General features: G+C 46.3%; 22 protein-coding genes. 20 read left to right on the top strand and 2 right to left on the bottom strand.

Going from position 1 to position 23,342, the window contains the following annotated elements:
• Positions 1–16: 16 nt before the first annotated feature.
• From ABC831_RS03270 to ABC831_RS03345, 16 genes are all read left to right on the top strand, one after another.
• Positions 17–1,441: an ABC transporter substrate-binding protein gene (locus tag ABC831_RS03270; protein WP_343246808.1), complete on the top strand. Its 1,425-nt coding sequence runs from the start codon at positions 17–19 to the stop codon at positions 1,439–1,441.
• A gap of 130 nt (positions 1,442–1,571) precedes the next feature.
• Positions 1,572–2,480: a carbohydrate ABC transporter permease gene (locus tag ABC831_RS03275; protein ID WP_343246809.1), complete on the top strand. Its 909-nt coding sequence runs from the start codon at positions 1,572–1,574 to the stop codon at positions 2,478–2,480.
• A gap of 16 nt (positions 2,481–2,496) precedes the next feature.
• Complete coding sequence (locus ABC831_RS03280; RefSeq protein WP_343246810.1) at positions 2,497–3,345, top strand: carbohydrate ABC transporter permease; 849 nt, start codon at positions 2,497–2,499, stop codon at positions 3,343–3,345.
• Between the two features lie 107 nt (positions 3,346–3,452).
• A complete protein-coding gene (locus ABC831_RS03285; RefSeq protein ID WP_343246893.1) occupies positions 3,453–4,796 on the top strand; it encodes an alpha-L-fucosidase in 1,344 nt (447 codons plus the stop codon).
• A 44-nt stretch (positions 4,797–4,840) separates the two neighbouring features.
• Positions 4,841–5,821 (top strand): N-acetylglucosamine kinase, encoded by a 981-nt coding sequence (locus ABC831_RS03290; protein WP_343246811.1) that lies wholly within the window; start codon positions 4,841–4,843, stop codon positions 5,819–5,821.
• The gene (locus tag ABC831_RS03295; protein WP_343246812.1) at positions 5,812–6,867 is read left to right on the top strand and encodes an SIS domain-containing protein; all 1,056 of its coding nucleotides are present in this window, start codon (positions 5,812–5,814) and stop codon (positions 6,865–6,867) included. The genes ABC831_RS03290 and ABC831_RS03295 overlap by 10 nt, the downstream gene beginning before the upstream one ends.
• A gap of 60 nt (positions 6,868–6,927) precedes the next feature.
• On the top strand, positions 6,928–8,253 hold the full coding sequence (gene melA, locus ABC831_RS03300; protein ID WP_343246813.1) for an alpha-galactosidase: 1,326 nt from the start codon (positions 6,928–6,930) through the stop codon (positions 8,251–8,253).
• A 34-nt stretch (positions 8,254–8,287) separates the two neighbouring features.
• On the top strand, positions 8,288–10,201 hold the full coding sequence (locus tag ABC831_RS03305; protein ID WP_343246814.1) for a sensor histidine kinase: 1,914 nt from the start codon (positions 8,288–8,290) through the stop codon (positions 10,199–10,201).
• Positions 10,173–11,720 (top strand): response regulator, encoded by a 1,548-nt coding sequence (locus tag ABC831_RS03310; protein WP_343246815.1) that lies wholly within the window; start codon positions 10,173–10,175, stop codon positions 11,718–11,720. The genes ABC831_RS03305 and ABC831_RS03310 overlap by 29 nt, the downstream gene beginning before the upstream one ends.
• 225 nt (positions 11,721–11,945) lie before the next feature.
• The gene (locus tag ABC831_RS03315; RefSeq protein WP_343246816.1) at positions 11,946–12,584 is read left to right on the top strand and encodes a hypothetical protein; all 639 of its coding nucleotides are present in this window, start codon (positions 11,946–11,948) and stop codon (positions 12,582–12,584) included.
• 49 nt (positions 12,585–12,633) lie between these two features.
• Positions 12,634–13,257, top strand: coding sequence for a class D sortase (locus ABC831_RS03320; RefSeq protein ID WP_343246817.1), 624 nt, complete (start codon positions 12,634–12,636; stop codon positions 13,255–13,257).
• Between the two features lie 9 nt (positions 13,258–13,266).
• A complete protein-coding gene (locus ABC831_RS03325) occupies positions 13,267–14,112 on the top strand; it encodes a hypothetical protein (RefSeq protein WP_343246818.1) in 846 nt (281 codons plus the stop codon).
• A gap of 25 nt (positions 14,113–14,137) precedes the next feature.
• Complete coding sequence (locus tag ABC831_RS03330; protein ID WP_343246819.1) at positions 14,138–14,863, top strand: CpsB/CapC family capsule biosynthesis tyrosine phosphatase; 726 nt, start codon at positions 14,138–14,140, stop codon at positions 14,861–14,863.
• A gap of 17 nt (positions 14,864–14,880) precedes the next feature.
• Positions 14,881–15,645: a YveK family protein gene (locus ABC831_RS03335; protein WP_343246820.1), complete on the top strand. Its 765-nt coding sequence runs from the start codon at positions 14,881–14,883 to the stop codon at positions 15,643–15,645.
• A 4-nt stretch (positions 15,646–15,649) separates the two neighbouring features.
• Positions 15,650–16,399 (top strand): polysaccharide biosynthesis tyrosine autokinase, encoded by a 750-nt coding sequence (locus ABC831_RS03340; RefSeq protein WP_343246821.1) that lies wholly within the window; start codon positions 15,650–15,652, stop codon positions 16,397–16,399.
• A 54-nt stretch (positions 16,400–16,453) separates the two neighbouring features.
• Entirely contained in the window at positions 16,454–17,242 is a 789-nt protein-coding gene (locus ABC831_RS03345) for a hypothetical protein (protein WP_343246822.1), read from the top strand.
• A 41-nt stretch (positions 17,243–17,283) separates the two neighbouring features.
• Here the strand turns inward: ABC831_RS03345 and ABC831_RS03350 are convergent, their stop codons facing one another.
• Both ABC831_RS03350 and ABC831_RS03355 read right to left on the bottom strand, forming a co-directional pair.
• Positions 17,284–17,847: a class D sortase gene (locus ABC831_RS03350; protein ID WP_343246823.1), complete on the bottom strand. Its 564-nt coding sequence runs from the start codon at positions 17,845–17,847 to the stop codon at positions 17,284–17,286.
• 289 nt (positions 17,848–18,136) lie between these two features.
• Positions 18,137–18,469 (bottom strand): helix-turn-helix transcriptional regulator, encoded by a 333-nt coding sequence (locus ABC831_RS03355; protein WP_343246824.1) that lies wholly within the window; start codon positions 18,467–18,469, stop codon positions 18,137–18,139.
• Positions 18,470–18,820: 351 nt separating this feature from the next.
• On the opposite strand from ABC831_RS03355, the gene ABC831_RS03360 reads away from it, so the two are divergent.
• From ABC831_RS03360 to ABC831_RS03375, 4 genes are all read left to right on the top strand, one after another.
• Positions 18,821–20,176, top strand: a complete 1,356-nt coding sequence (locus tag ABC831_RS03360) for a sugar transferase (protein ID WP_343246894.1) — start codon at positions 18,821–18,823, stop codon at positions 20,174–20,176.
• 228 nt (positions 20,177–20,404) lie between these two features.
• A complete protein-coding gene (locus ABC831_RS03365) occupies positions 20,405–21,187 on the top strand; it encodes a WecB/TagA/CpsF family glycosyltransferase (RefSeq protein ID WP_343246825.1) in 783 nt (260 codons plus the stop codon).
• A gap of 3 nt (positions 21,188–21,190) precedes the next feature.
• Positions 21,191–22,402 (top strand): glycosyltransferase family 4 protein, encoded by a 1,212-nt coding sequence (locus ABC831_RS03370; protein WP_343246826.1) that lies wholly within the window; start codon positions 21,191–21,193, stop codon positions 22,400–22,402.
• A complete protein-coding gene (locus ABC831_RS03375) occupies positions 22,395–23,312 on the top strand; it encodes a hypothetical protein (protein ID WP_343246827.1) in 918 nt (305 codons plus the stop codon). Before ABC831_RS03370 ends, ABC831_RS03375 begins: the two co-directional genes overlap by 8 nt.
• Positions 23,313–23,342: the final 30 nt, after the last annotated feature.

Genomic DNA, 23,342 nt, shown 5'->3' on the forward strand with positions numbered 1-23,342 from the left:
GAAAGGGAGGATTATGATGAAATACAGGAAGGTTCTGAGTGTAACATTAGCGGCGGCTATGACCGCGGCCCTGGTATTGACTGGATGCGGCAGCAAACCGGCAGAGGGAACGGCGGATAACGAGGCATCGTCCGAAGCGGATAAGAGCCAGAATACCGAAGCGGAACAGACAGATAAAGGGGATCAAGGGAATAAAGGCGGCGGTGAGCTTCCGACGATCACTTTTACCCACGGTTATTATCATGACGAATCGGAGTGGGCGGCAGCGGGGGAGATGCGGAAGATCTATCAGGAATTTGCGGACGCCCATAAGGATGAGTTCAATTTTGTGATCGTCGCAGACGAGAGCGGAGCGGAAGGGATTTATAATACGGCTCTGAACGATATCAGCGCCGGGGAATTTTATGACATCGCAGACTTTGGCGGCTGGGATATTGTGCCGGTGGCGTCAAACGCGGATATGATTCTGGATCTGAAACCCTACCTGGATGAGGACGCGGCGTTTAAAGCAGGTGTGGGGGTCTGCTATGATCAGAATCTGACACAGGATGGCAAGATATATTCGGTCAGAGAGCAGATCGAAGGCGTGGGCTTCTGGTATAATCAGGCGCTGTTTGAGAAAGCCGGTGCGGCTGCACCGGATCAGTGGCAGACATGGGCGGATTTTGACACGGCGGTGGAGAAACTCACGGCAGCCGGAATCACTCCCTTTGGACTGAACGCCGGTTGGCCGACGAATATATTGGCGGCAGCCTATTCCCAGCGGGATGACGCTTCCAGAACGTTCTATCAGGGGGGCAGGACAGTGAGCAGCTTTGACGATCCCACCTTTAAAGAAACTCTGAGCTTTATCCAGACGAAAGCGCTGCAGAAGATCGATGCTGCGAATTTCGGCCCCGGCGGGGATGATGACGAGCAGTACCGCACCGACTTCTTCGACGGAAACACGGCGATGCTGTTCAACGGGGTATGGGATGCGGGCGGTTCCGTGGACTGTAAGGCAGGGGCTCTGAACATCAGACCAGCGGTATTCCCGACCAATGAAGCGGGCAAGAAAGCATCTTTGCTATCCGGGGGAACCGGCTTCGTTGTATCTAATAAGCTGGATGAAGCGCAGACGCAGGCATGTGTGGAGTTCATTAAGTATATGACCAGTGAGGAGATCGCCGAACGCATTATCTCGGCGGGTATCGGAATGGCCCCCAGCACGGCTGTGGATTACCAGGCCCTGGCGGATTCTGTGGATACGGCCGACGCGAAACTGTTGGTGGAAGCCTGCGGCCTGTGCCAGAAGGCGGACTACCAGGCACTCGGATGGGGAAATACCTTTGGTGATGCAGAAGGTGAGATCCAGGCGAAATACGCAGGGTTAAAAGATGGTTCCAAAACGGTTGATGATGTGGTCAAAGAGCTGGATCAATTCCTGGAAGCAGCGGAGTAAGCCCTCTGTTCCGGAGTATGACAGGTAACTGATGGAATATGAACCCCGGGGCTGTTTCTTCCAAGACCGGCAGCAGACGATCGGCTGGCTGCGGAGGAGACAGCCCTTTACCGCTGTAGGAGGGCTGAGCTTGAAAAAACGAAAATGGCTCACGAAAAAAAATGGCTTTATCTGTGCGTTTCTGTTACCAGGGATCCTGCTGTTCGCTGTCATCTATGCCTATCCTCTGGTTAATATCTTTTTTACATCCTTTTGCAAATGGAACTATAAGAACTTTGTAAGCCCCGAATTTCTGGGCTTTGGACAGATGTTTGACAATTATATCAAGCTGTTTACGGTAGACGCCAATTTCCAGCGGGCGCTGTGGAACACGGTAAAATGGGTGGCGCTGACCCTGGTGATCCAGGTGCCCTTTACCCTGTTGGTGGCCCTGGTATTGTCGAAGAAGCCGAAGGGCTGGAAGCTTGCGAGAAATGTATTTGTTATCCCGAATATCATTTCCACCGCGGCTATCGGGCTGATATTTTTAAATATTTACAGTCCGTCCCGGGGGATTATTACGGAGCTATGCAATAAAATATGGCCGGGCTCCAATATCAGTGTGCTGGCCAATGAAAACTTCGCATTCTGGGGAGTGACATTTTCCTTCATACTGTTCGGCGGTTCCCTGTGCCTGCTGCTGCTGACCCAGATCTTTTCCATCGATCCCGGCATCTATGAAGCAGCCAGGGTGGATGGCGCCTCCGCAGTCCAGATCGACCTGAGGATCACCCTGCCTCTGCTTCGCCCTATGATCGGGACCATCGCTGTGATGGCTGCGAATTACGGACTGCTGCTGTACAATGAGGTGGCGCTGATTACCAGCGGCGGACCGGATAACGCCACATACAGTCTGAGTTACTATATCTACAAGACCGCGCTTGGCAGCACCAAACTGAATTTTGCCAGAGGCAATACGGCCGGAGTGATTCAGTTCACACTGGGTATTCTCCTGGTGGGCGCGATCAATAAAGTATTCCGCACAAATAAAGCGGATTGAGGAAGGGGGAAATGTGATGAAGAAAATAGCAGAAGCAGGAAAAAAGGGGAGGGCAGGCAGCGTATTGGGGTTCTTTGGAAAATATCTGCTGATGGCTTTCGTAATATTTTTGTCTGTCTACCCGATTCTGTGGGTATTTCTCTCCTCCTTTAAAAAAAATCCGGGTGGACTGTCTCTGCCGGATGAATGGATATTGGATGGCTATATTACCATATTTACCAAACTGGATATTCAGACCTATTTTCTGAACAGTATTCTTATTACGGTCATATCTACGGCAGTCAGCGTACTGATCGTGGCGATGTCAGCCTATATCTGTGCGAGAATGGAATTCAAACGGAAGGGGCTGATTACGGCGATGTTCGCCGCCACATTGTTCATTCCGTCGATTTCCATCAGTTTTCCGATCTATCGGCTGTTGGGGAATCTGGGATTGAAGGATACACGGACCGGACTGGTTTTCATCTACTCGGGGCTGGGAATTGCGGTGACATTTTTTATCATACGCAGCTATTTTCTCACGATTCCCAGGGAGATGGAGGAAGCGGCCAGGATGGACGGATGCGGGTATGCATCTACCTTTTTCCGGATTATTGTGCCGGTCGCGAAGCCGGGATTGTCCACTGCGGCGATCATGGCATTTCTGAATAACTGGAATGAGTTCTATTTCGCATCTATTCTGCTTAAGAGTAAGGAGAAAATGACCATACCGGCGCTGCTGGGACAGTTTACCACCGCTTACTCCAAAAATCTGAACGGGATGTTTTCCGCCATCATTGTTGCGGTGGTTCCGACGATCCTTGTGTTCTGTCTGCTTTCAGAGACCTTTGTGAAATCACTGACGGCAGGCGCGGTGAAAGGTTAATGCTATCCGGAAGAGAATGTGAAATGTGAAAGGCATAAAGCGGGAATACGCTGCGAGAGGTGATTCATGGCAAAAAGAGAGGCGAAAATGACATAAATCGAAGTGTAATCGAGACGACAAATAGTCAGAAGGAGAAGAAAATGACGAGGATAGAAGAACGGGAAGCGCGCACGAAGTGGTTTCTGCATGACCGGTTTGGAATGTTCATACATTGGGGACTGTACTGCATACCCGGAAGAGGGGAGTGGGTGCAAAGCGACGAACAGATCACGCAGTCCGAATACGAGACTTACGCCCGGGAGTTTGATCCGGTCCGTTTTGATCCGGAACAATGGGCGTTATTAGCCAAACGCGCCGGTATGAAATACGCGGTGCTGACCACGAAGCATCATGAAGGCTTCTGTCTGTTTGACAGCGCCTGTACGGATTATAAAAGTACGAATTCACCCTGTAAAAGGGATCTGGTTAAGGAGTTTACAGAGGCATTCCGGGCACAGGGAATAAAGGTTGGATTCTATTATTCTCTTCTGGACTGGCATCATCCGGATTACCCCGCATATGCGGATCTGTACCATCCGGACCGGAACCATGAGGAATATAAGGGAAAACACCATCGGTTCGACCGGTACCTGGAGTATCTTTACCGCCAGGTGGAAGAATTGATGACAAATTATGGGAAGATCGATCTGCTCTGGTTTGATTTTTCTTATGAAGGACACACCGGAGAGGATTGGAACGGCGTGGAACTTCTGCGAATGGTACGCGGGCTGCAGCCGGACATTATCATAAACGGCAGATTGGAAGCGAACGGGGAGAATTACGGATCGGTCATGACCGATGAGCCCACGGTATTTTCCGGAGATTTCGCATGCCCGGAGATGATTATTCCACCGGATGGGCTTAAGACGCCCTCGGGCCGTCCGATTCCCTGGGAGGCCTGTTTTACACTGAATAATAACTGGGGATATGCACCCAACGATCTTCATTATAAAAGCGCCGGACAGATCATCCGAAAACTGGTGGAATGCACCAGCAAGAATGGAAATATGATTGTCAACGTGTCTCCGGATGCCATGGGGGAGATCCCGGCCAGGCAGCAGGAGATACTGGAAGAAGTGGGCCGCTGGATGCGTAAAAATGCGAAGAGCATCTACGGCTGCGGGATGTCCGGGCTTGAGAAACCCGAATGGGGCAGGTATACCAGAAACGGCAGTAAAATCTATGCCCATATTATGGAAGAAAGTATCGGGCCAATCGCTCTCCCGGGGCTTGAAGGCAGAATAAAAAAAGCCAGACGCTTATCAGACGGATTCGAAATGCAGCTGATGACACCCTGGGTGGCAAAGGAATTTCCCGGATACGCATTTATGAATTACGGGACACCGGAATGCTTCTCATTTTCGGTAGAGGAGTCACCGGACACAGTGATCGAATTGGAACTGTGTGAGTGAGCGCATACTGGGATTCCCGGTACGGAATAGCGGGAGGAGGAACTATGAGCTATTATATAGGAATCGACGGCGGCGGGACAAAGACCGATTTTATCCTCTGCAATGAATCGGGGGAAATACTGGCCCGCAAACGGTATGGCAGTGCCTCCCACAAACAGATCGGGATCTCCGGTGTGGTGGAGCTGCTGCGCAGGGGAATCCATGATCTGCTGGAAGAGGCGGGGCTAAAGGAGCGTGCCCAATACTACGGGTGCTTTGGAATGCCGTTATTTGGAGAGTTTCCGGAATATGACCGGCAGATTGAGAATGACATAAAACAGGAGCTTGCCTCCTGCCATATCCGGGTGGTAAATGATGCCCAGGCCGGATGGGCCGGTTCTCTGGGAATGCAGCCGGGGATCAATGTGGTGGCAGGTACCGGTTCGATCGGATTCGGGGTAAATGATGAGGGAAAGACGGCTAAGGCCGGAGGCTGGAGTGAATTCTTTTCCGACGAAGGCTCCTGTAACTGGATTGGCAGACGGACCATTGAATATTTCGCAAAGGAAGCGGACGAGAGGCTTCCCAAAGGAGCGCTGTATTATCTGGTGAGAGCGCATCTGCAGCTTACGCGGGATGTGGAGATTATCGAAAAGATTGAGGAGGAGTACGTGCCCAGCCGTGATAAAATGGCGTCCCTGCAGCTGATTTTAAAGGAGGCTGCCTTGGCGGGAGATGTGGCCGCATCCTATCTCTATGAGGAAGCAGCGGAGGAATTAAGCCTGATCGTGGGTGGGGTATACCGGCAGCTGTTTGACGAACGAACCTGCCTGGTCTCCTGCTCCGGGGGTCTTTTCCAGGCGGGGGACTGTATCATGGTACCATTTCAGAAGAAGCTGGCGGAGTATCCGGTCACCCTGGTTCCACCCAGACTGGACCCGGCCTGCGGCGCTTTGCTGCTGGCCTCATCATTCGGTGACGGGAAGCTTACGGCAGAATTATTGGAATCAGAAAGAAAAAATGCGGAGGTTATCACATGTATCTGACGGAAAATGAAATCATGAGCCAGCATCTGGCATTAAAAAAGACATGGGAATATATGACTGGGCGAAGGGAAGCGCTGGAGAATTTTTTCAGCCGCTATCCCCTGCGCAGGTTTGTTTTCCTGGGCTGCGGTTCCAGTTATATGCTGGCAAAGAGCGCTCAGTGTATGTTTGGAGCTTGTGCGGGTACAACGGCGAACGCGTTGGCCGGAGGGGATTATCTGATCCATCCGGAATATTATAAAGAACTGATGCGGGATAGTATCCTTGTAACATTGTCCCGGTCGGGTCAGACCACGGAGATCGTGCGGTCGGCAGCCCATATCAAAGAACAATACGGTAATCCGGTTCTGTCCATTTCCATGAAGGACCAGAATGACATTATGCCTTACAGTGATGCAGATCTCACGATGGACTGGTGTTACGATCAGAGTGTCTGCCAGACCCGGACTGTAACGAATCTGTATCTGGCGCTGGCGATGCTGCTTGGTTACTATAGGCAGGAGGATCAGCTGCTGGCTGACTTGGCGGCAGTGGTGGATGCAAATGAATGTTACACGCGGCAGTATCGTCCGGTTTTAAAAGAGACCGCGGCAAAGAACTGGAATCACGCTGTAGTTCTGGCTGACGGGCCGTTACATGGTCTGGGCGAAGAAGGTGCGCTGGCATTTACAGAGATCGCCATGGTGCCGGGACAGTGCTTTCACCTGCTGGACTACCGGCATGGCCCAATGGTCCTGAACGGGGAACAAACGCTGACCATTGTCTTTGCCCAGGATGGGAAAGAAAAACTCCAGAAGGATTTGATTCAGGAGCTGCTGCGGCATGGCGGGACGGTGGTTACGGTGTCGGCGCCAAAACGGCCGGAGCTGAAAGAGGATTTGCCGGGAGTGGATGTAAATGTGAAGATAGACGGAGATATCTCGTGGATCGCCAATGGAATCCCATTCATCTTCGTCTGCCAGATACTGGCTTTTGAAAAAGCGATGGTGCTGGGCGGAAACCCGGATGAGCCGAAGGGGCTGGATGCGTTTATTACATTAAACTGAAGTGCTGGGATATTAACATAAATCCATACAGCCAGATATATGAGGAGCGGTATATAGCCTATGAAAAAAATTACATTTATCGGAGCCGGAAGCTTTGATTTTACCAGGGAACTGGTGCGAGATCTGTTTACGTTCCCGGCATTTCAGGACGCCAGGATCTGTCTGATGGATATCGACGAACAGCGGCTTGCATTCAGCCGGTCCGCCTGTGAAAAGATCAAACTGGCCGGGGGATATCAGGCGGTGATCGAAGCGACGGCGGACCGCAGGCAGGCACTCGAGGGGGCAGATGGTGTCATCATTACCATCTTAAGCGCGGGGCCGGAAATTTTCCGGACGGATATTGAGATTCCGTTCCGGTATGGCGTGGATCTGTGCGTGGGCGACACCAGAGGTCCGGCCGGTATTTTCCGGTTCCTGCGGACAGCGCCGGTACTGCTGGAGATCTGCCGGGATATTGAGAAATACTGCCCGGATGCCTATGTGCTGAATTATACGAACCCCATGGCGTTAAACTGCCGTTACCTGCAGGAAATGACAAAAGTAAAAATTACGGGACTCTGCCACAGTGTCCAGCACACCGCGAAAATGCTGGCGGACTGGATCGAAATACCCATGGAAAGGATCTCTTATCTGTGTGCAGGTATCAATCACCAGGCTTTTTACCTGAAATATGAGGTGGACGGACAGGATGCATATCCGCTGATCCGGGAGGCTGTGGCGCGCCCCGGGATTTATAATGAAGAACAGGTGCGCAATGAATTATTCCTGCATCTGGGCTACTATCCGACGGAGAGCTCCGGCCACAATTCGGAATACTATCCCTGGTTCCGCAAACGTAAGGATCTGCTGGAAACTTACTGTACCCATTCCACAGGCTGGAATCCGGGGGTACACGCCTGCATCCTGAATGAATATTTCAGACGGACCAATGAATGGAAAAAGGATATTCAGGAGTGGCTTGCCAAAGACCAGGTGGATCTGAAGCGGGGCCAGGAATATGCGGCCTGTATTTTCAACGCATTGTTCGGGGATCAGGAGGCGTTTTCTTTTAACGGCAATGTCCGCAACGAACAGTATATTACCAATCTTCCCGACGGCTGCTGTGTGGAGGTGCCGGTCACGGCGGATGAGAGAGGGATTCATGTCCGGCCGGTGGGGGAGCTGCCCGAGCCGCTGGCTATGCTGATTCATACGGCGGCCAGCAGTGAGGAACTGGCTGTGAAGGGATGTATCCGGGGAGACCGGCGCCTGGTTTATTATGCAGTGCTGGGCGATCCGCTGACCAGCGCGGTGCTTAGTATGGAAGAAATCCGTCAGATGGTGGATGAAATGTTTTCGGCCAACGAAATCTATTTGCCACAGTTTACAGGTATGATAGAATAGAAGATAGTAGTTCCGCCCAGGAGGATCTTCTGTAATGGCAAAAAGACAAAAAAGGACGTCCCTGCGGACGAAGATGATATCCATCAATCTGGGGATCACGGTATCGGCGCTGGTTCTGTGCGGCGCTATATTTGCGGTGTCCGTCTGGATGATTATGGGTAAATATATTGATCATGATATTGATTTTTTCCTGACAGAAACCAGTCATAATATGGCGGACAAGATTGAATATCTGGAGCAGGTGGTATTAAAACTGAGGGATTCCGATGAGATCATGGGGTACCTGGAAATGAATCGCCATGCGCCCGCAGAAAATGCGTCCGCCGGTGAAAGGCCCGGGTACGAATCTTACGGGGATGAGTCGAACGAGGATGAGTCGACTGGGGATGAATCGAACGGGTATGTAACTGCCGGACAGGAGGTGGAGCGGACATTCGGGAAAGTGGCGGATATCAGCAGCCAGAAAAATACGAATGGAGCCAATCTGCCCATTGTAGAGGAGATTTATCTGTTTTCCGAAAACCAGACCGTGCTCCGGACATCTTACTATTCCATGATCTATTCGGAGGCTGAGAGCAGGCTGCAGGCGGCCGGCGGAGTCTTTGCGCGTTTTGATAAGGAACAGAGGAGCCCGGCGGAGGATTATGCCTATGTTACCGTCGGGGACCGGATCTATCTGGCCTTTCTTCTGAACGATGCGAATATGAATCCGGCAGGTACGCTGATCTACGTGATCCAAAAGGATTCTTTTGATACGATGATGGAGGATATCCATCAATACGAGAACTCCTTTTGGATGGTCTATGACCGGAACGGGAATCAGATCGCCGGGGAGCAGGGGGCGGTCACTAAGGAGAATCTGTCCGATTTTCAGAACACATGGAATTACGTCCCGTACCGTACGGTGATCGGCAGCAGGGCTTACCGTGTCTACAGCGAAGAACTGGGGATGAACCTGCGCATGACAGTGGGGATGCCGGAGAATCAGACCTTTGCCCTGATGTTCGATTCTGTAAAACTATATGTGGGTATCATCCTTCTGATTACCATAGCGGCTGCGGCGCTGTTTTTTTTCATTATCTGCCGGCTGACCAGGCCGCTTAAGGAGGTAACCAGAAACCTGCAGCTGGTACAGGAAGGCAAATTCGATACAAAGCTGCCGGATTATGAAGCCGAGGAGTTCTATGAGATCAGCCGCACCTTCAATGACATGACCAGCTATGTCAGCCATTTGATCAGCCAGGTATACGAAAAACAGCTGTCCATCCGGGAAATGGAATTAAAGTTCCTGCAGAGCCAGATGAATCCGCATTTTATGTTCAATGTACTGAATACCATTGCCCTACAGGCCAAGATGGACCGGAACGAAGAACTCTTCCAGATGATTACCTCCTTTTCCCAGCTGATACAGGCGAAGATCTATCGGAAAGACACGGAGAAGGTGCAGATGAAGCAGGAACTGGAATATGTACAGTATTATCTGTATCTCCAGAGTTTCCGGTATGGGGAGCGGCTGCGCTATGAGATTCAGGTGTCGGATGAAAAACTGACGGAAATGTTTATCCCTAAGCTCTGTATACAACTGATTGTGGAAAACGCTGTGGTACATGGGATTGAGCCAAAAGCCGAAAATGGATTTGTGCGGGTGGAAATCTATCAGTGCGGGAATGAAATCTGGATCGATACCACAGACAATGGAATGGGATTTGGCCAGGATGGCGGGATTTTGCTGCCTCTGCCGGAGACTGGAAGGGAAGCAGGCCATAACCGGGTGGGCCTGAATAATGTACATCATATTATACAGCTGATGTACGGAGAAAACTATGGTATAGAAATTTACTCCGAAAAAGGGAAAGGGTCCCGGATCAGAATCCGGATTCCTTACGAAAAACCGGAAGGTGAGGAGGGAGGAAACGGACATGGTGTATCGGGTAATGCTGGCAGATGATGAACCGATCGTGAGAAAAGCACTGACGACGCTGACGAACTGGCAGGAGCTGCAGTGTGAAGTGGTCTATGTGGCGGCTAACGGGCAGGAGCTGATCGACCATTTGGAATCGGAGAAGCCGGATATCGTAGTCACGGATATCCGCATGCCGGTGAAAGACGGAATCGAAGTGGCAAAATATATCATGGAGAAAGAACTCCCCATAAAAGTGATTATTCTGACCGCCTATGCGGATTTTTCCTATGCACAATCGGCGGTAAAATATAATGTGGTGGATTATGTGACAAAAACGGGAGCCTTTGACGGACTGATTGCAGCTGTGGAAAAAGCAAAGCAGGCATTAAAAGAACGCAGTGAGATGCTTAGCAAGACCGACCGGACAGCGCTGGCGGAAAACCTGTTCAAAGGAATTCTGGACGGGTCTGTTTATGACTCCCGGGAGATCGCTGAAAAATTGGAAAAACTGGATATTCATATGGAGCAGTTCGTGGTGTTGGTGCTTCAGTATCGTCTGGAAGCTGATGCAAAACGGGAACGGCGGGATAAGATATATCACAGCCTCATGAATTTTTATGCGATGGTCTTCGGCCGGCAGCTGCTCCAGGGTGTACTGGTCCGCAGGAACATGGCGGCCGTATTCTTAAGCGGTCTGGGCAAAGAGTATCAGGAGCAGCTTCGACGGCAATGTATGCAGATCACCGACATGATGGATAACTTCATGGGACTTCAGGTGTATATCGGCATCAGCCGCCTGTGGCAGGGTACGGCCGGGATCAAAGCAGCCTATGAAGAGGCGGAATACGCCCTTGGAAAAGATTTTCTGGACCGGCGGATCAAAATAAATTTTTATCAGGAGGAACCGGGCAGGAGTGAGCTGCTTTGTGCAGCGGCGGAAGAAAAAACAGAGCTTCTGTGCCGGGAAATACAGAAGGGACATGCAGATGAGGCGCTTAAGATCTTCCGCCAGGTGCTGGAATGCCAGAAAGACTGCGGATACACCGCGAATATGATCAAAAATTCAGGAATCCAGGTTCAGAACAATTGCCGGAAATATCTGAGCAGCTATGGAAAAACCCTGTATGAGGCCACCGGGCTGCCTCACAGCATCACACATCAGATCTATGAATGCCAGCTGGCAGAAGACTACATCCAACTGATGGAACGAATCATCCGCCATACAGCCGATGGAATCCATCAGGCCGCAGACCGGCGCAACAGTCTGATCATGGACTGTGAGAGTTATATAGCCGGACATTATGAAAAATGCGCATCTGTAGCGGAGATCGCCAGGGCTATCGGCACCAGTTCCAGTTACCTGAGCCGCATCTTCAAAGAAGCCACCGGGCGGACGATCATACAGACCCTGAACCAGCGGAAAATAGAGAAAGCGAAAGAGTTTCTCAGCAGCGGAGATATGAAAATCTATGAGGTGGCGGATGCGTTAGGGTTTGAAAATACTACATATTTTTCCCATTTTTTTAAAAAACACACGGGGGTTTCACCGAAAGATTATAAGTAATTATTGCATTGAATTGGATCACATTAGAGTCACATTCCAATTGTGATGAAAAAACGACAGTTGGTGAAATTTTACAGATAAATATGTGTTATTTTGGTAAAATTGAAAAATTTAGGTTGAATTTAATGGGGTTAGAGGTTATAATACTGATTATACAAGTACAACCTATACTTACATAATTCGGCTGGAAACAGCTGGGCAAAATGAATAAGGAGGTAGAGATAGGTGAGGAGTATAAAGCGGATTACAGTATTTTTATTAGCCGCTGTCATGACAGTTGGTATGTGTATGACAGCATTTGCAGCACCTGCAGGCATCAGCGAGGGTGAAGAGAAGTTATTAAACGAGGCAGTCGCTCATGCGAAAGCACTCGGCGTTGACACAGACGCTTCTGCAGCATTCAAGAGTGCTTACAGCCAGGCTGAAGCTTTCCTGGTAGTAAATGGTTTGAATGACGGTCAGATTCAGGCACTTTCCAATGCGATGAGTGCTGCTGCCACAGATGCAAAAACACAGATGAATCAGTATGGTGTTGCTAAGCTGGCAGATCTGAAGAATGTAGAAGGATTTGATTATTCAGCTTATCAGGCTGCAACTGTACAGACCTTAGCAAAAAAAGCTACGGATGTAGGTATCACGGTCAAAGTAGATGCGAATGGTAAAATCTTCGCAGATATCCCGGATAAATCTAGCAGTTCTTCCGATAATGGCGGAAGCGGAAGCTCTATCAGCACCGATAGCGTTATCAAGCAGACCGGTCTGAATCTGAATGCTACTGCAGCTGTTATGATCCTCTTAGTAGCAGGCGTTGTGCTTTGCGGCGTATATGCGAAGAAAAGAGATCTGTTAAACGGAGAAGCTTAATTTTATGGCTATCGCAAAAAAATGGAAAAGATTAATGGCATATATTTATATGCCATTAATTTTTACTGTTATCGGTTGTGTATTGGTGATCACAGCGCTTTCGCCGGTGATAGACCTGACTTATCAGGTGGCGAACATGGTCGTGGCTTCAGAAGTCCCGAATTTTTCCAGAGAACTGAATTCGATCTATGTAGAGCCGACCGCAGCGCAAAGCGATGAAAATATAATCCCCTTTGACAGCTTACAGCTGCCGGGAGTGGGGCAGCAGTATGGCGAGATCAGCTGCGAGAGAATCGGACTTGACGGACCACTTTATTATGGGGACACAAATCAGATTTTGAAGGCAGGAGTAGGTCAGTATACCGGAAGCTTTTTCCCGGGATTCGGCAGACCCCTTCTTTTGGCTGCCCATAACACGACATATTTTAAGCCGCTTCAGGAAATTAAAGAGGGTGATGTGGTGACCATTAAGACCAGTTACGGGGTATATGAATATCAGGTGACGGGGACCAGGGTGGCGCATCATCTGGATGATACCGCTTATGATCTGCTGCAGGACAAGGAGCAGCTGATCATGTACACCTGTTATCCATTTGAAATGCTGGTGGGGATTACCAAACAGGAGCGTTTGTTTGTCTATGCGGATAAGATATCAGGGCCTGTGGTGGAGTAGGAGGAAACTATGGCAGATCAACGAAAAAGAAGAAAAAGAAGAGTATTCCTGCTTTCCAGTATCTTAAGCTTTCTGTTATCAGTGCTCCTGACTTTTGCATCTTATCTGTCAGGCGTTTATGTAGGAGGGCTCAATCCGGCGTTTATACTGGATGACTTGAATAAGAGCGGATATTATGAAAGTGTGCAGTCATATTTTTATGATACTGCGGAGTCTCTGACTCTGCCGAGCGGGCTTCCCACTGAAGTGACCGAGGGGATCGCGCCGCTTGAATATGTGTATCAGGAAGTACAGAATTACGTGAATGCCTGTTTCAAAAACCAGGATTACAGCTTTTCTCTCAAGACGATGGAGGACAAGCTGAATGCGAATATTGAAGCGTATCTGGAAGAGGAAAATCTGGTGCTGACAGAGGAACAGCAGCAGAACAAAACGGATTATATCAAAATGATTACGGACGAGTTTGAACAGGACGCGAAAGTACCGTTCCTGCATTACTTTGTCAAAATCAAGGATATAGGTGTAAAAGTAATGAAAATTGCCGTACCGGCTCTGCTTATACTGTCGGCAGCCTGTATTTTCTTACTGATCCGTATGCAGAGATTCAAACACAGGGGAGTTCGGTTTATAACTTACAGTACGATCGCAGCGGCTCTGATGTCGGGGGTACCGCCTCTGGTCGCGCTGCTGAATGGTTTTTATAAGAGAATTAATCTGGAACCGGAATATTTTTATTTATTTGTATCAACCTATATAGAAAGAGCACTGATGTGTATTGCTATTATCGGTGCCGTATGGTGCGTGACGACAGGAGTTTTACTGGGAGTCATTCATTTCCTGAAGGGCAGAGCATAGCGGACAGGATGGTGTTAAAACTTAAATGATGGAATTTATAGATATTCATTCCCATATTCTGCCAGGGGTTGATGATGGTGCGCGTAATATGGAAGAAACTCTCAAAATGGCGGAGATTGCCTATCGGGAAGGGATTCGTACCATATTTGCCACTTCTCACTTCCGGCCAGGACGATTCGCGTGTCCGAAAGAGAAATTGCGGGCGAGGCTTAATAAGGCCCAGGAGGAGATCAGCCGTTTCTTTCCTGAGCTTAAGCTGGTACAGGGGAATGAGATATATTTTGGTATGGAAGCACTGGAAGCGATACAGGAGAAAAGGATCTGCACGCTGGCCGGCTCCCAATATATACTGGTGGAATTTTCCGTATCCTCTGAATTTAGTTTTGTCAGGGATGGTTTATATAAAATAATACTGGAGGGATATCGTCCGGTACTGGCTCATGCGGAACGGTATCATGCAGTATGTAAGAAATTAGACCAGATCGCAGAGCTGTTGGAGCTGGGTGTCGGCATACAAGTGAATGCGGACAGCATCACGGGCGAAAGCGGATATCAGCTGAAGCAGATATCCAGAAAACTGTTGAAAAGGGACTATGTTCATTTTGTAGCTACCGATGCACACAGCACCAGATCAAGAGCGCCCAGGATGCAGGCTTGTGCCGCTTATCTGACCAGGAAGTACGGGGAAGATTACACGAAGGCACTGATGTTTCAGAATCCGATGAAAATCATATGGAATGAGGAACTATAGAAAAAGGAGTTATTTACATGGACACAAACGTGAACAACACGAACGATGAAATAGAGATTGATCTTCGCCAGCTATTCTTTGTATTGCTGGACAAGATCTGGATAATTATCTTAAGCGGAATCGGCTGTGCCCTGCTGGGGCTGATGATCAGCAAATTTTTCCTTGTGCCTGAATATGAGTCCACGACCCAGCTCTATGTCATCAACCGCCAGACGGAAGGAAAAGTTTCCAGTGCGGACTTAAGCGCCGGAACCCAGTTGACCAAGGATTATAAGGAGTTGGTGATCAGCCGTCCGGTTACGGAACAGGTGATCAGTGATCTGGATCTGGATATGACCCATGGACAGCTGGAAGAGAAAATCACGGTGGAGACGCCCCAGGACAGCCGGATTCTGAAAATAATTGTACGGGATACGGACCCTTACCGGGCGAAAAGTATTGCGGATGCGATGGCTACGGTTTCGGTGGACACCATTGCAACGGTAATGGAGACGGAAAAAGCCAATATTATCGAGCAGGGGGATCTCCCAATGGCTCCGGTGAGCCCCAACGTCATGAAAAACACGGTCATCGGCGGAGCAATTGGCGCCTTTTTGTCTATCTTAATTATACTGGCGGTATTCCTGCTGGATGACACGATCAAATCAGAAGACGATGTGGAAAAGCATCTGGGCTTAAGTGTACTTAGCGTCATCCCCATACAGGAGGATGAAAAAAAGAAAAAGGGCACCAGGAAAAAGTCAGCCAGTGGAAATGCCAGCAAGACGGCAAGAAGAGGTTAATAGGATGCAGATAGATAAGAGTAGTTTTGAAAATAACAAAGTGCAGAAGGTAAGCATCAAAGAAGGAACGAGTCTGGATTTCCGGACAAATGAAGCCTATAAAAGCCTGCGGACCAACATTCAGTTCTGTGGAGATGATATCAAAACGATCGCGGTCACCAGCTGTATGCCGAATGAAGGGAAGTCCAGTGTGGCTTTTAACCTGGCAATTTCACTGGCTGAGTCCGGAAAAAAAGTGATATTGCTGGACTGTGATTTGAGAAAATCGGTATTGGTAGGCCGATATAAGATCAGTAAAGGGGTCAAAGGGATGACCCATTACCTGACAGGTATGCATACGATAGATCAGGTGATCTGTTCGACGGACGTGGAGAACCTGTTTGTCGTATTCTCCGGCCCGGTTCCGCCGAATCCTGCGGAGCTGCTGGGAAACCGGTATTTTACCGCACTGCTGAAGCAGCTGCCGGAGTTTTATGATTATGTGATTATTGACACGCCTCCTCTTGGGAGCGTGATTGACAGTGCGATCGTGGCGCAGCAGTGTGATGGTGCCATGATGGTAATCGCCGCGAATCAGATCAGCTATAAATTTGCTCAAAAAACAAAGGAACAGCTGGAGAAAAGTAATTGTAAAATCCTGGGGGTTGTATTGAACAAAGTAGATATCCGGGAAAATGGCTATTACGGGAAATATTACGGAAAGTATTATGGAAAATACTACGGAAAGTATTATGGTAACTACGGGTCAGACTGATCGCGTTATCAAATCAGACGACGAAAGAAAAACATAGGACCGGGGTGGTAGTCTATGGGTAAAAAAATTGCGGTAAGCTGTATAGCCGCCTTAATCATAATTATGATTGGCGTATCTATCTTTTTCTTCCTGACGGATGATCGGGAGGGACCTGGCATTCAATATACCGATGAAATGATCACATATCACGAAGGTGATGACACGAAAGAGCTTCTGAAAGATGTCACCGCCATTGATGAAAAAGACGGAGATGTCAGCGGCAGTCTGATCATCGAAAATATGATCATACTATCCGATAATCAAAAGGCGAAGATCATCTATGCGGCGAAGGATTCGAAGAACAATATTACGAAGATAAGCCGTATCGTCAATTATGTCGCCGATGGACCGGCGGGAGCTCATACGGATGCGTCCGATGAAAATAATGAAGATAAGGAACCGGGGTCCCAAGCCAATGCAAACCAGGGCGATAACGAGACTGGAAATAACGCACAGGCAGCTAACGGCAGCCATGTGGCGAATACCGGCCAGAGTAATCAGGACGATTCGGAAGATTCGGAACAGGAAGAAGACAGTCCGGAAGAAACATTAAATCCAGGTGCGCCCAAAATAAAATTAAAATCCGCAGAGGTGACCGTACCTGCCGGCACGGAATTGGTTCGTAGAAATTTCGTAGAGGAGATCACGGATGATAAGGACAGCCAGGAAATTCTCTGGAAGAGTATTAAGATGGACGGGGAATTTCACATGAACGATCCGGGCGTGTATCATCTGGAATTATATGTGGTAGATACCGATGGGAATAAATCGAACAGAGAAAAACTGACCCTGACGGTTCAGTGATATCAGGAAAACAGATCACCAGCATTGATAAGAGTGAGTACTTATGGGATGAGAGAAGGACCGGCGATTCGTTTAGCATAAATGAATAACCGGTCTTTTTTACCGGGGGCCCCATAAAAGGGATAGCAGGTATATAGGATCAGAGTTTCTTCCGTAGTATCCAGATCATAGGTGGAGGTATCATACATACTGGCGACTTTCATCTCGGCTATTTCATAATCGTATTCGGCATAGCTGGTTTGGATGTGGATGATATCGCCGGTTTCTGCGTGTTCCAGGGGACCGAAATATTTTGCTGTATTATGCGCGCAGATGATGGTCTGCCCGGCGGAACCGGGAAGCTTGCTCCCTTCATACATGCCGGCGCCCTGTTTTAAAATGGCGTTGGTATCTCCGTAGAGAAGCGGCAGGTTCAGGCCCAGATGATCAGAAGAGATTGTCCCAAATTTCTCGCCATGTTCTGGGACTGCAATATCCGAAAGTGAAATCGCGGCTGGTTCCGGCAGAGGTGTTTCTGCGGGAGTATCGCGGGTAATGCGGGCAGTATCCAGCGCAGCGGCCAGCTGTAAAGCGGTAGCTTTTTGTGCCGATTCTGACGAACTCATTAATTGTTGTTCGGATGACAGCAATGAGGAAGATATTTTAAATAGATTATCGCGAAAGCTGTGAAAGATTCCTGACGACAGGGATAGGAAAAGTATGATTGTAAGTGAAAATATAAAGGGCAAAATCAGGTAGAGACTGGGATGTTCTTCCCTATTTATAGGTTGTTTCTCATTGTTTTTTTTATGGTAGGCCGATGCTTTCATTGTTTTCTCCCGATACAAGTGAAACCTGTTTTTATTTCTATTATAAAGAAATAGATGAGGAAGTCAATGTCGATCGGCCAGAAAATTATTTGTGGGAATCAGACAACCCTTGTATGTAAGCGAGGGAACGGAGCTGCTCTGTTTTGTCAAATGTGCGGTAATAAGTAATGATTCTGGTTTCATCAGAGTTAAGGCTTCCCTCTTTCACCGGGTTTCTTACGTCGCTGCGATTCATGATGTAATCCATGCTGGCATTAAATAATTCACTTAGTTTCATAAGCGTGGTCAGGCTTGGAAGATGTTTTCCAACTTCATATGCACTGATGGTTTCCTGTGTGACGCCAAGCTCCATACTCAGGCGTACCTGCGTAATTCCCTTTTCCAGTCTTAGTTCCCGGATCCTGTTTGCTTTTCTCATAAAAATATCATTCCTTTGATGTGTAGTGAGACTTTAGCATTAGTATTGACACTGATATTTTATCATGTATCTTTATCAGTGATAGATGTAAAGGCTGTATATGATACAATTTCAAAATGTCTATATTTGGTTAAAATGTCAAAAAATGTCGGGTATCATGTAGAATATGCATAGAATACAGGTTAAACTTGTGAAAAATAGCGGATTGTGCTATAGTATGGTGATGTGGGAGGAGTCAATCATGAAAGCAGCCATAGGGATGCGCAGAAGAAAACGTGAAGGATCATAGGTGAGTGTAGTATGAATTCATCGAATAGTAAATCGCAATATCTTTATTTTATGATTGTAGATATGGCAGGTACTTTTTGCTCTTTTTTCCTGGCACTTTTTATAAGGTATGGTTTGGATTTAAGGCAGCAGTCGTCAGTTTATAAAACTTCGATTATCGTGCTGTTTCTTACAATAATCTGCACTTCCTACTTACTGGAACCCTACAGAGATATTTTGCGGCGGGGATATTTTCAGGAATACAAGAATGTAATAAAGTGCAGTCTGGCGCTGCTTGTAGTATTACTTTCCTTTCTGTTTTTTACGAAACAGAGTGATGAATATTCAAGAATGGTTTTCTTTTATTTTTTCACATTGAATGTAATTCTTACTTATATGATGCGGGTACTACTGAAAGGGTATCTGGTTGAGCGTTACCAAAGGAGTATCGTAAGCGCTAAAGTAATGATTGTGACTACGAAAGATAAAGCAGTGGATTCGATCCGTAAGATGAGGGGAAAGGATATCTGGTTCTATCAGGTTAATTCCCTGGCTATATTGGACGAAGATCAGGTCGGAGAGGTGATCGATGGTATCCCGGTTAATGCCGGTTATAAAGAAATGTTCGAATCGGCCAGGCTGGGAGTGCTGGATGACGTATTAATCGATATGCCCCATGACTATGAACATATGAAGGATGTCGTCAATACATTCCAGGACATGGGAGTGCGGATACATATTAATTTGCAGGATTTTGAGCTGAAGCTGCCCAATGAGCGCATCGAGCGGATCGGCGGGTTTACGGTAATTACTTCGGATGCCAATGTAAGAAGCCAGCTGCAGCTGCTGATTAAGCGGGCAATGGATATATTTGGAAGTATCGTCGGGTTGGTGATTACAGGAATTGCCACTGTGTTTTTGGCTCCTGCGATCAAGATAGAGTCCCGGGGACCGGTATTTTTCTCACAGATACGGGTGGGTAAGAACGGTAGAAAGTTTAAGATCTATAAGTTCCGGTCCATGTATGCGGACGCAGAAGAGCGCAAGAAGGATCTGATGGCAAAGAATAAGATGCAGGGGAATATGTTCAAGATGGATAATGATCCCAGAATAACAAAGGTTGGGAAATTTATCCGGAAGACAAGCCTGGATGAACTGCCGCAGTTTTGGAATGTGCTGAAGGGCGATATGAGTCTGGTGGGAACGAGGCCGCCTACGGTGGATGAGTTCGAGAAGTATCAGATCAGACATAAGAAACGGCTGAGTATCAAACCTGGGATCACCGGATTGTGGCAGGTCAGCGGCAGGAATGATGTCACGGACTTTGAGAAGGTGGTTGAGCTGGATAATGAGTACATCGATAACTGGAATCTTGGGGTGGATGTGAAGCTGATTTTGATGACGGTTTGGGTGGTGCTGACACATAGAGGGGCTGGATGATGGGATGAGATTGGGAGAGAAACTGTATATGTAACGTCCAAATAATAGCAATTATTTGGAGGTTGTAAACAGAAATTTTTTTATTTCATTTCATAATGGGTTTTTAGAACGGTGCTCTATCAGTTTATCGTTCTTTTATCGAGACAGCTTATTACATATGAAATATTATCTGACATGTTTTGATGAATTAGTGAGGGTATGTCATTAATGAATTTTAATAAGGAAACAATGGATAAGAAATATGTAAAAAAATCCGGTTCATCTGATAGATACCAAATTCCTACTTGCAATATCATGGGTGTTAAGGTGGCGGCCATTAATATGAATTGGCTTATTCATTATTTAAATAGTAATATCGCTTCTTTGCATGGAGACTATATTTGTGTTTCCAATGTGCACACAACAGTTACATCTTATAATAATCCGGAATATCGCGAGATACAAAATGGTGGATTAATGGCTATCCCCGACGGCGGTCCGCTTTCTTCATTAGGAAGGATACGGGGATACAAAAACATGAGAAGAACAACGGGTCCTGATTTGATGGATGAGATTTTTAAAATTTCTGCCAAGAAGGGATATAGACACTTTTTTTATGGTAGTACGGAAAAAACATTAACTAGTCTCGAAAAAAAGCTGAGAGGAAAATATCCGGGTCTTCAAATCGGGGGTATGTATAGCCCGCCATTTCGTCCACTTACTGCCGAGGAAGATGCGAAAATCATAAAAAAGATTAATGAAACTCAATCTGATTTTATTTGGATTGGACTTGGCGCTCCGAAACAGGAAATTTGGATGGGAGAACATAAAGGTAAAATAGATGGATTGATGATAGGTGTTGGAGCCGGGTTCGATTACTTTGCCGAGAATATTAAGAGAGCACCGAAGTGGATGCAAAGAATAAATCTTGAATGGCTGTACCGATTGCTGCAGGATCCTAAACGGCTATTCACAAGGTATTTTTATACGAATGCCCAATTTGTCTGGAATGCAATCATTAAGGGGAAATGAAAAATGGTAATTAAAACCAGCACTAATACTAAATCAGACAATATTGCCATACTAATAGTCCATAACTTTTATAAGATTCCTGGTGGTGAGGATACTGTAGTTGAAAATGAGAAGAAAATGCTTGAAGAGCATGGACATAAAGTGATCTTATATACTAGAAATAATTCAGAACTCAAAAACATGAAAATGTTGCAGAAAATTTTTCTTCCTTTCACGACAATTTTTAACATAAAAACATACAAAGATGTTAAGAACATAATTCAAACTTATCAAATTAATCTTATCCATGTTCATAATACTCTGAATTTGATCAGCCCGTCTGTTTATTACGCGGCTCTCAAATGTAAGAAACCAGTTGTGCAGACTATTCATAATTATCGTTTGCTTTGTCCGGGCGCTACTTTTTATAGAGATGGGCATATCTGCGAAGACTGCATGGATAATGGATTACTATGTGCAGTAAAGCATAATTGTTACAGAAATAGCAAACTTCAAACTTTAGCGTGTGTGATTAATACAAAATTTCATCGGCTTATGGGCGTATATGGAAAAATCAGCTATATTTGTTTAACTGAATTTAATAAAAACAAATTAGTAAAATTCAAACAAATTAGACCTGAAAAAGTTTATGTAAAACCTAACTTTATTCACGAAAATATTTCTATAATTCCCGATAAAGGAAGAAAAAATCAATTTGCATATGTCGGAAGATTAGATCACTTAAAGGGTATTGACATACTTTTAAAAGCTTGGAAAAAAGTCGAGTTAGAATTAAATTGTGAGCTTGTCATATGCGGCATAGGGCCAATGGAGGATTGGTGTAAAACATATATAAAAAATAATGCACTGCATAAGATAAAAATGCTTGGATATGTACCAAATAATAAAGCGAAAGAGATCATCTCAATATCTAAAGCATTGATATTTCCATCTCGATGGTATGAAGGATTCCCTATGAGTATCGCGGAGGCATTTTCTGCCGGCACACCAGTCGTTTGCACAGATCTGGGAAATGCAGGAAGTTTGGTAACAGAAGGGATAACCGGAAGTAAGTTCAAACTGGAATCATCTGAAGACTTAGTAAAGGCTATAAAACGAATAGCAGGTTATGAAAACATATATGAAACAACAAAGACTGAGTATGAGAAAAAATATACAGAATCTATAAATTACAAGACCTTGATCGAGATATATCAGGAGCAATATCATGAGTAAAGTATGTTTAGTTATTGTATTTAACCATAAGTATAATAGGAATATTCCGATTTTAGAAAAATTATATCATGACAGGTTTCATGCTATTTATTATATTGTTCCCTTTAATCAGGAAAAGGTGGCGGGTATTCAGGAAGAAAAAATTATACCTGTTTATGAAACTTCTTATTGCTTTCAAGGATACTTTGCACAAGCCTATAGAAGAATTAAAAATGATGAGTATTCACATTACATTATTATAGGCGATGATCAAATATTGAATCCGAAGCTAAATGAAAATAATATTTTGTCTGAGTTGAATCTGGGGGAAAACGAATCGTTTATTAAAAATATTACTCCGTATGGAAACAGTGTAGGGGATCAAAGCAATAAATTTTACGCTATCATCAGTGCATTCAGGATTAATACGGGAGTTTCCTATAAAAATGAAATTCCTTCGTATGATGAAGCAGTAAATAAGTGCAGGCAACACGGGTTAAAAGTGCAAAAGAAATTCCCGCTTTCATTTTTCCTGCACAAAGGGTTCCTTGGACCCAAACATATAATGCTTACGTTATTTGTATTGGCTATGAACAAAGGTAGAAAGCTGCCATACCCTTTGTTTAAATCATACGCAGATATGTTAGTGATTGATAAATCATCTATGGATGAGTTTTGCAGATTATCTGGAGTTTTTGCAGCAATGGGGATTTTTGTAGAAACTGCCGTTCCGGTTGCGATGGTTCTTGCATGCAATAGCATTAAACTGGAAGAAAATCTGAATGGATATTACGGTGTTGAAAAATGGCGAGATGAAATTACAGATTTTGAAACAGAACATCATAGTGATTTGAACCATCTATTGAAAAATTTTGGGGATAACGTGTTATATTATCATCCAATTAAATTATCTAGATGGAAAGTGGAGTAGTGCTTATGCGCTCAGATACACCATTCATTC

The sequence above is a fragment of the Diplocloster hominis genome, assembly GCF_032380655.1.
Taxonomy (GTDB): domain Bacteria; phylum Bacillota; class Clostridia; order Lachnospirales; family Lachnospiraceae; genus Diplocloster; species Diplocloster hominis.

Excerpts from the sequence above, each read along its gene's own strand:
- ABC831_RS03270 (WP_343246808.1), top strand. The coding sequence starts at position 17 with ATGAAATACAGGAAGGTTCTGAGTGTAACATTAGCGGCGGCTATGACC.
- ABC831_RS03280 (WP_343246810.1), top strand. The coding sequence starts at position 2,497 with ATGAAGAAAATAGCAGAAGCAGGAAAAAAGGGGAGGGCAGGCAGCGTA.
- ABC831_RS03290 (WP_343246811.1), top strand. The coding sequence starts at position 4,841 with ATGAGCTATTATATAGGAATCGACGGCGGCGGGACAAAGACCGATTTT.
- ABC831_RS03295 (WP_343246812.1), top strand. The coding sequence starts at position 5,812 with ATGTATCTGACGGAAAATGAAATCATGAGCCAGCATCTGGCATTAAAA.
- melA (WP_343246813.1), top strand. The coding sequence starts at position 6,928 with ATGAAAAAAATTACATTTATCGGAGCCGGAAGCTTTGATTTTACCAGG.
- ABC831_RS03305 (WP_343246814.1), top strand. The coding sequence starts at position 8,288 with ATGGCAAAAAGACAAAAAAGGACGTCCCTGCGGACGAAGATGATATCC.
- ABC831_RS03310 (WP_343246815.1), top strand. The coding sequence starts at position 10,173 with ATGGTGTATCGGGTAATGCTGGCAGATGATGAACCGATCGTGAGAAAA.
- ABC831_RS03320 (WP_343246817.1), top strand. The coding sequence starts at position 12,634 with ATGCCATTAATTTTTACTGTTATCGGTTGTGTATTGGTGATCACAGCG.
- ABC831_RS03325 (WP_343246818.1), top strand. The coding sequence starts at position 13,267 with ATGGCAGATCAACGAAAAAGAAGAAAAAGAAGAGTATTCCTGCTTTCC.
- ABC831_RS03330 (WP_343246819.1), top strand. The coding sequence starts at position 14,138 with ATGATGGAATTTATAGATATTCATTCCCATATTCTGCCAGGGGTTGAT.
- ABC831_RS03335 (WP_343246820.1), top strand. The coding sequence starts at position 14,881 with ATGGACACAAACGTGAACAACACGAACGATGAAATAGAGATTGATCTT.
- ABC831_RS03340 (WP_343246821.1), top strand. The coding sequence starts at position 15,650 with ATGCAGATAGATAAGAGTAGTTTTGAAAATAACAAAGTGCAGAAGGTA.
- ABC831_RS03345 (WP_343246822.1), top strand. The coding sequence starts at position 16,454 with ATGGGTAAAAAAATTGCGGTAAGCTGTATAGCCGCCTTAATCATAATT.
- ABC831_RS03350 (WP_343246823.1), bottom strand. The coding sequence starts at position 17,847 with ATGAGTTCGTCAGAATCGGCACAAAAAGCTACCGCTTTACAGCTGGCC.
- ABC831_RS03355 (WP_343246824.1), bottom strand. The coding sequence starts at position 18,469 with ATGAGAAAAGCAAACAGGATCCGGGAACTAAGACTGGAAAAGGGAATT.
- ABC831_RS03360 (WP_343246894.1), top strand. The coding sequence starts at position 18,821 with ATGGCAGGTACTTTTTGCTCTTTTTTCCTGGCACTTTTTATAAGGTAT.
- ABC831_RS03365 (WP_343246825.1), top strand. The coding sequence starts at position 20,405 with ATGGATAAGAAATATGTAAAAAAATCCGGTTCATCTGATAGATACCAA.
- ABC831_RS03370 (WP_343246826.1), top strand. The coding sequence starts at position 21,191 with ATGGTAATTAAAACCAGCACTAATACTAAATCAGACAATATTGCCATA.
- ABC831_RS03375 (WP_343246827.1), top strand. The coding sequence starts at position 22,395 with ATGAGTAAAGTATGTTTAGTTATTGTATTTAACCATAAGTATAATAGG.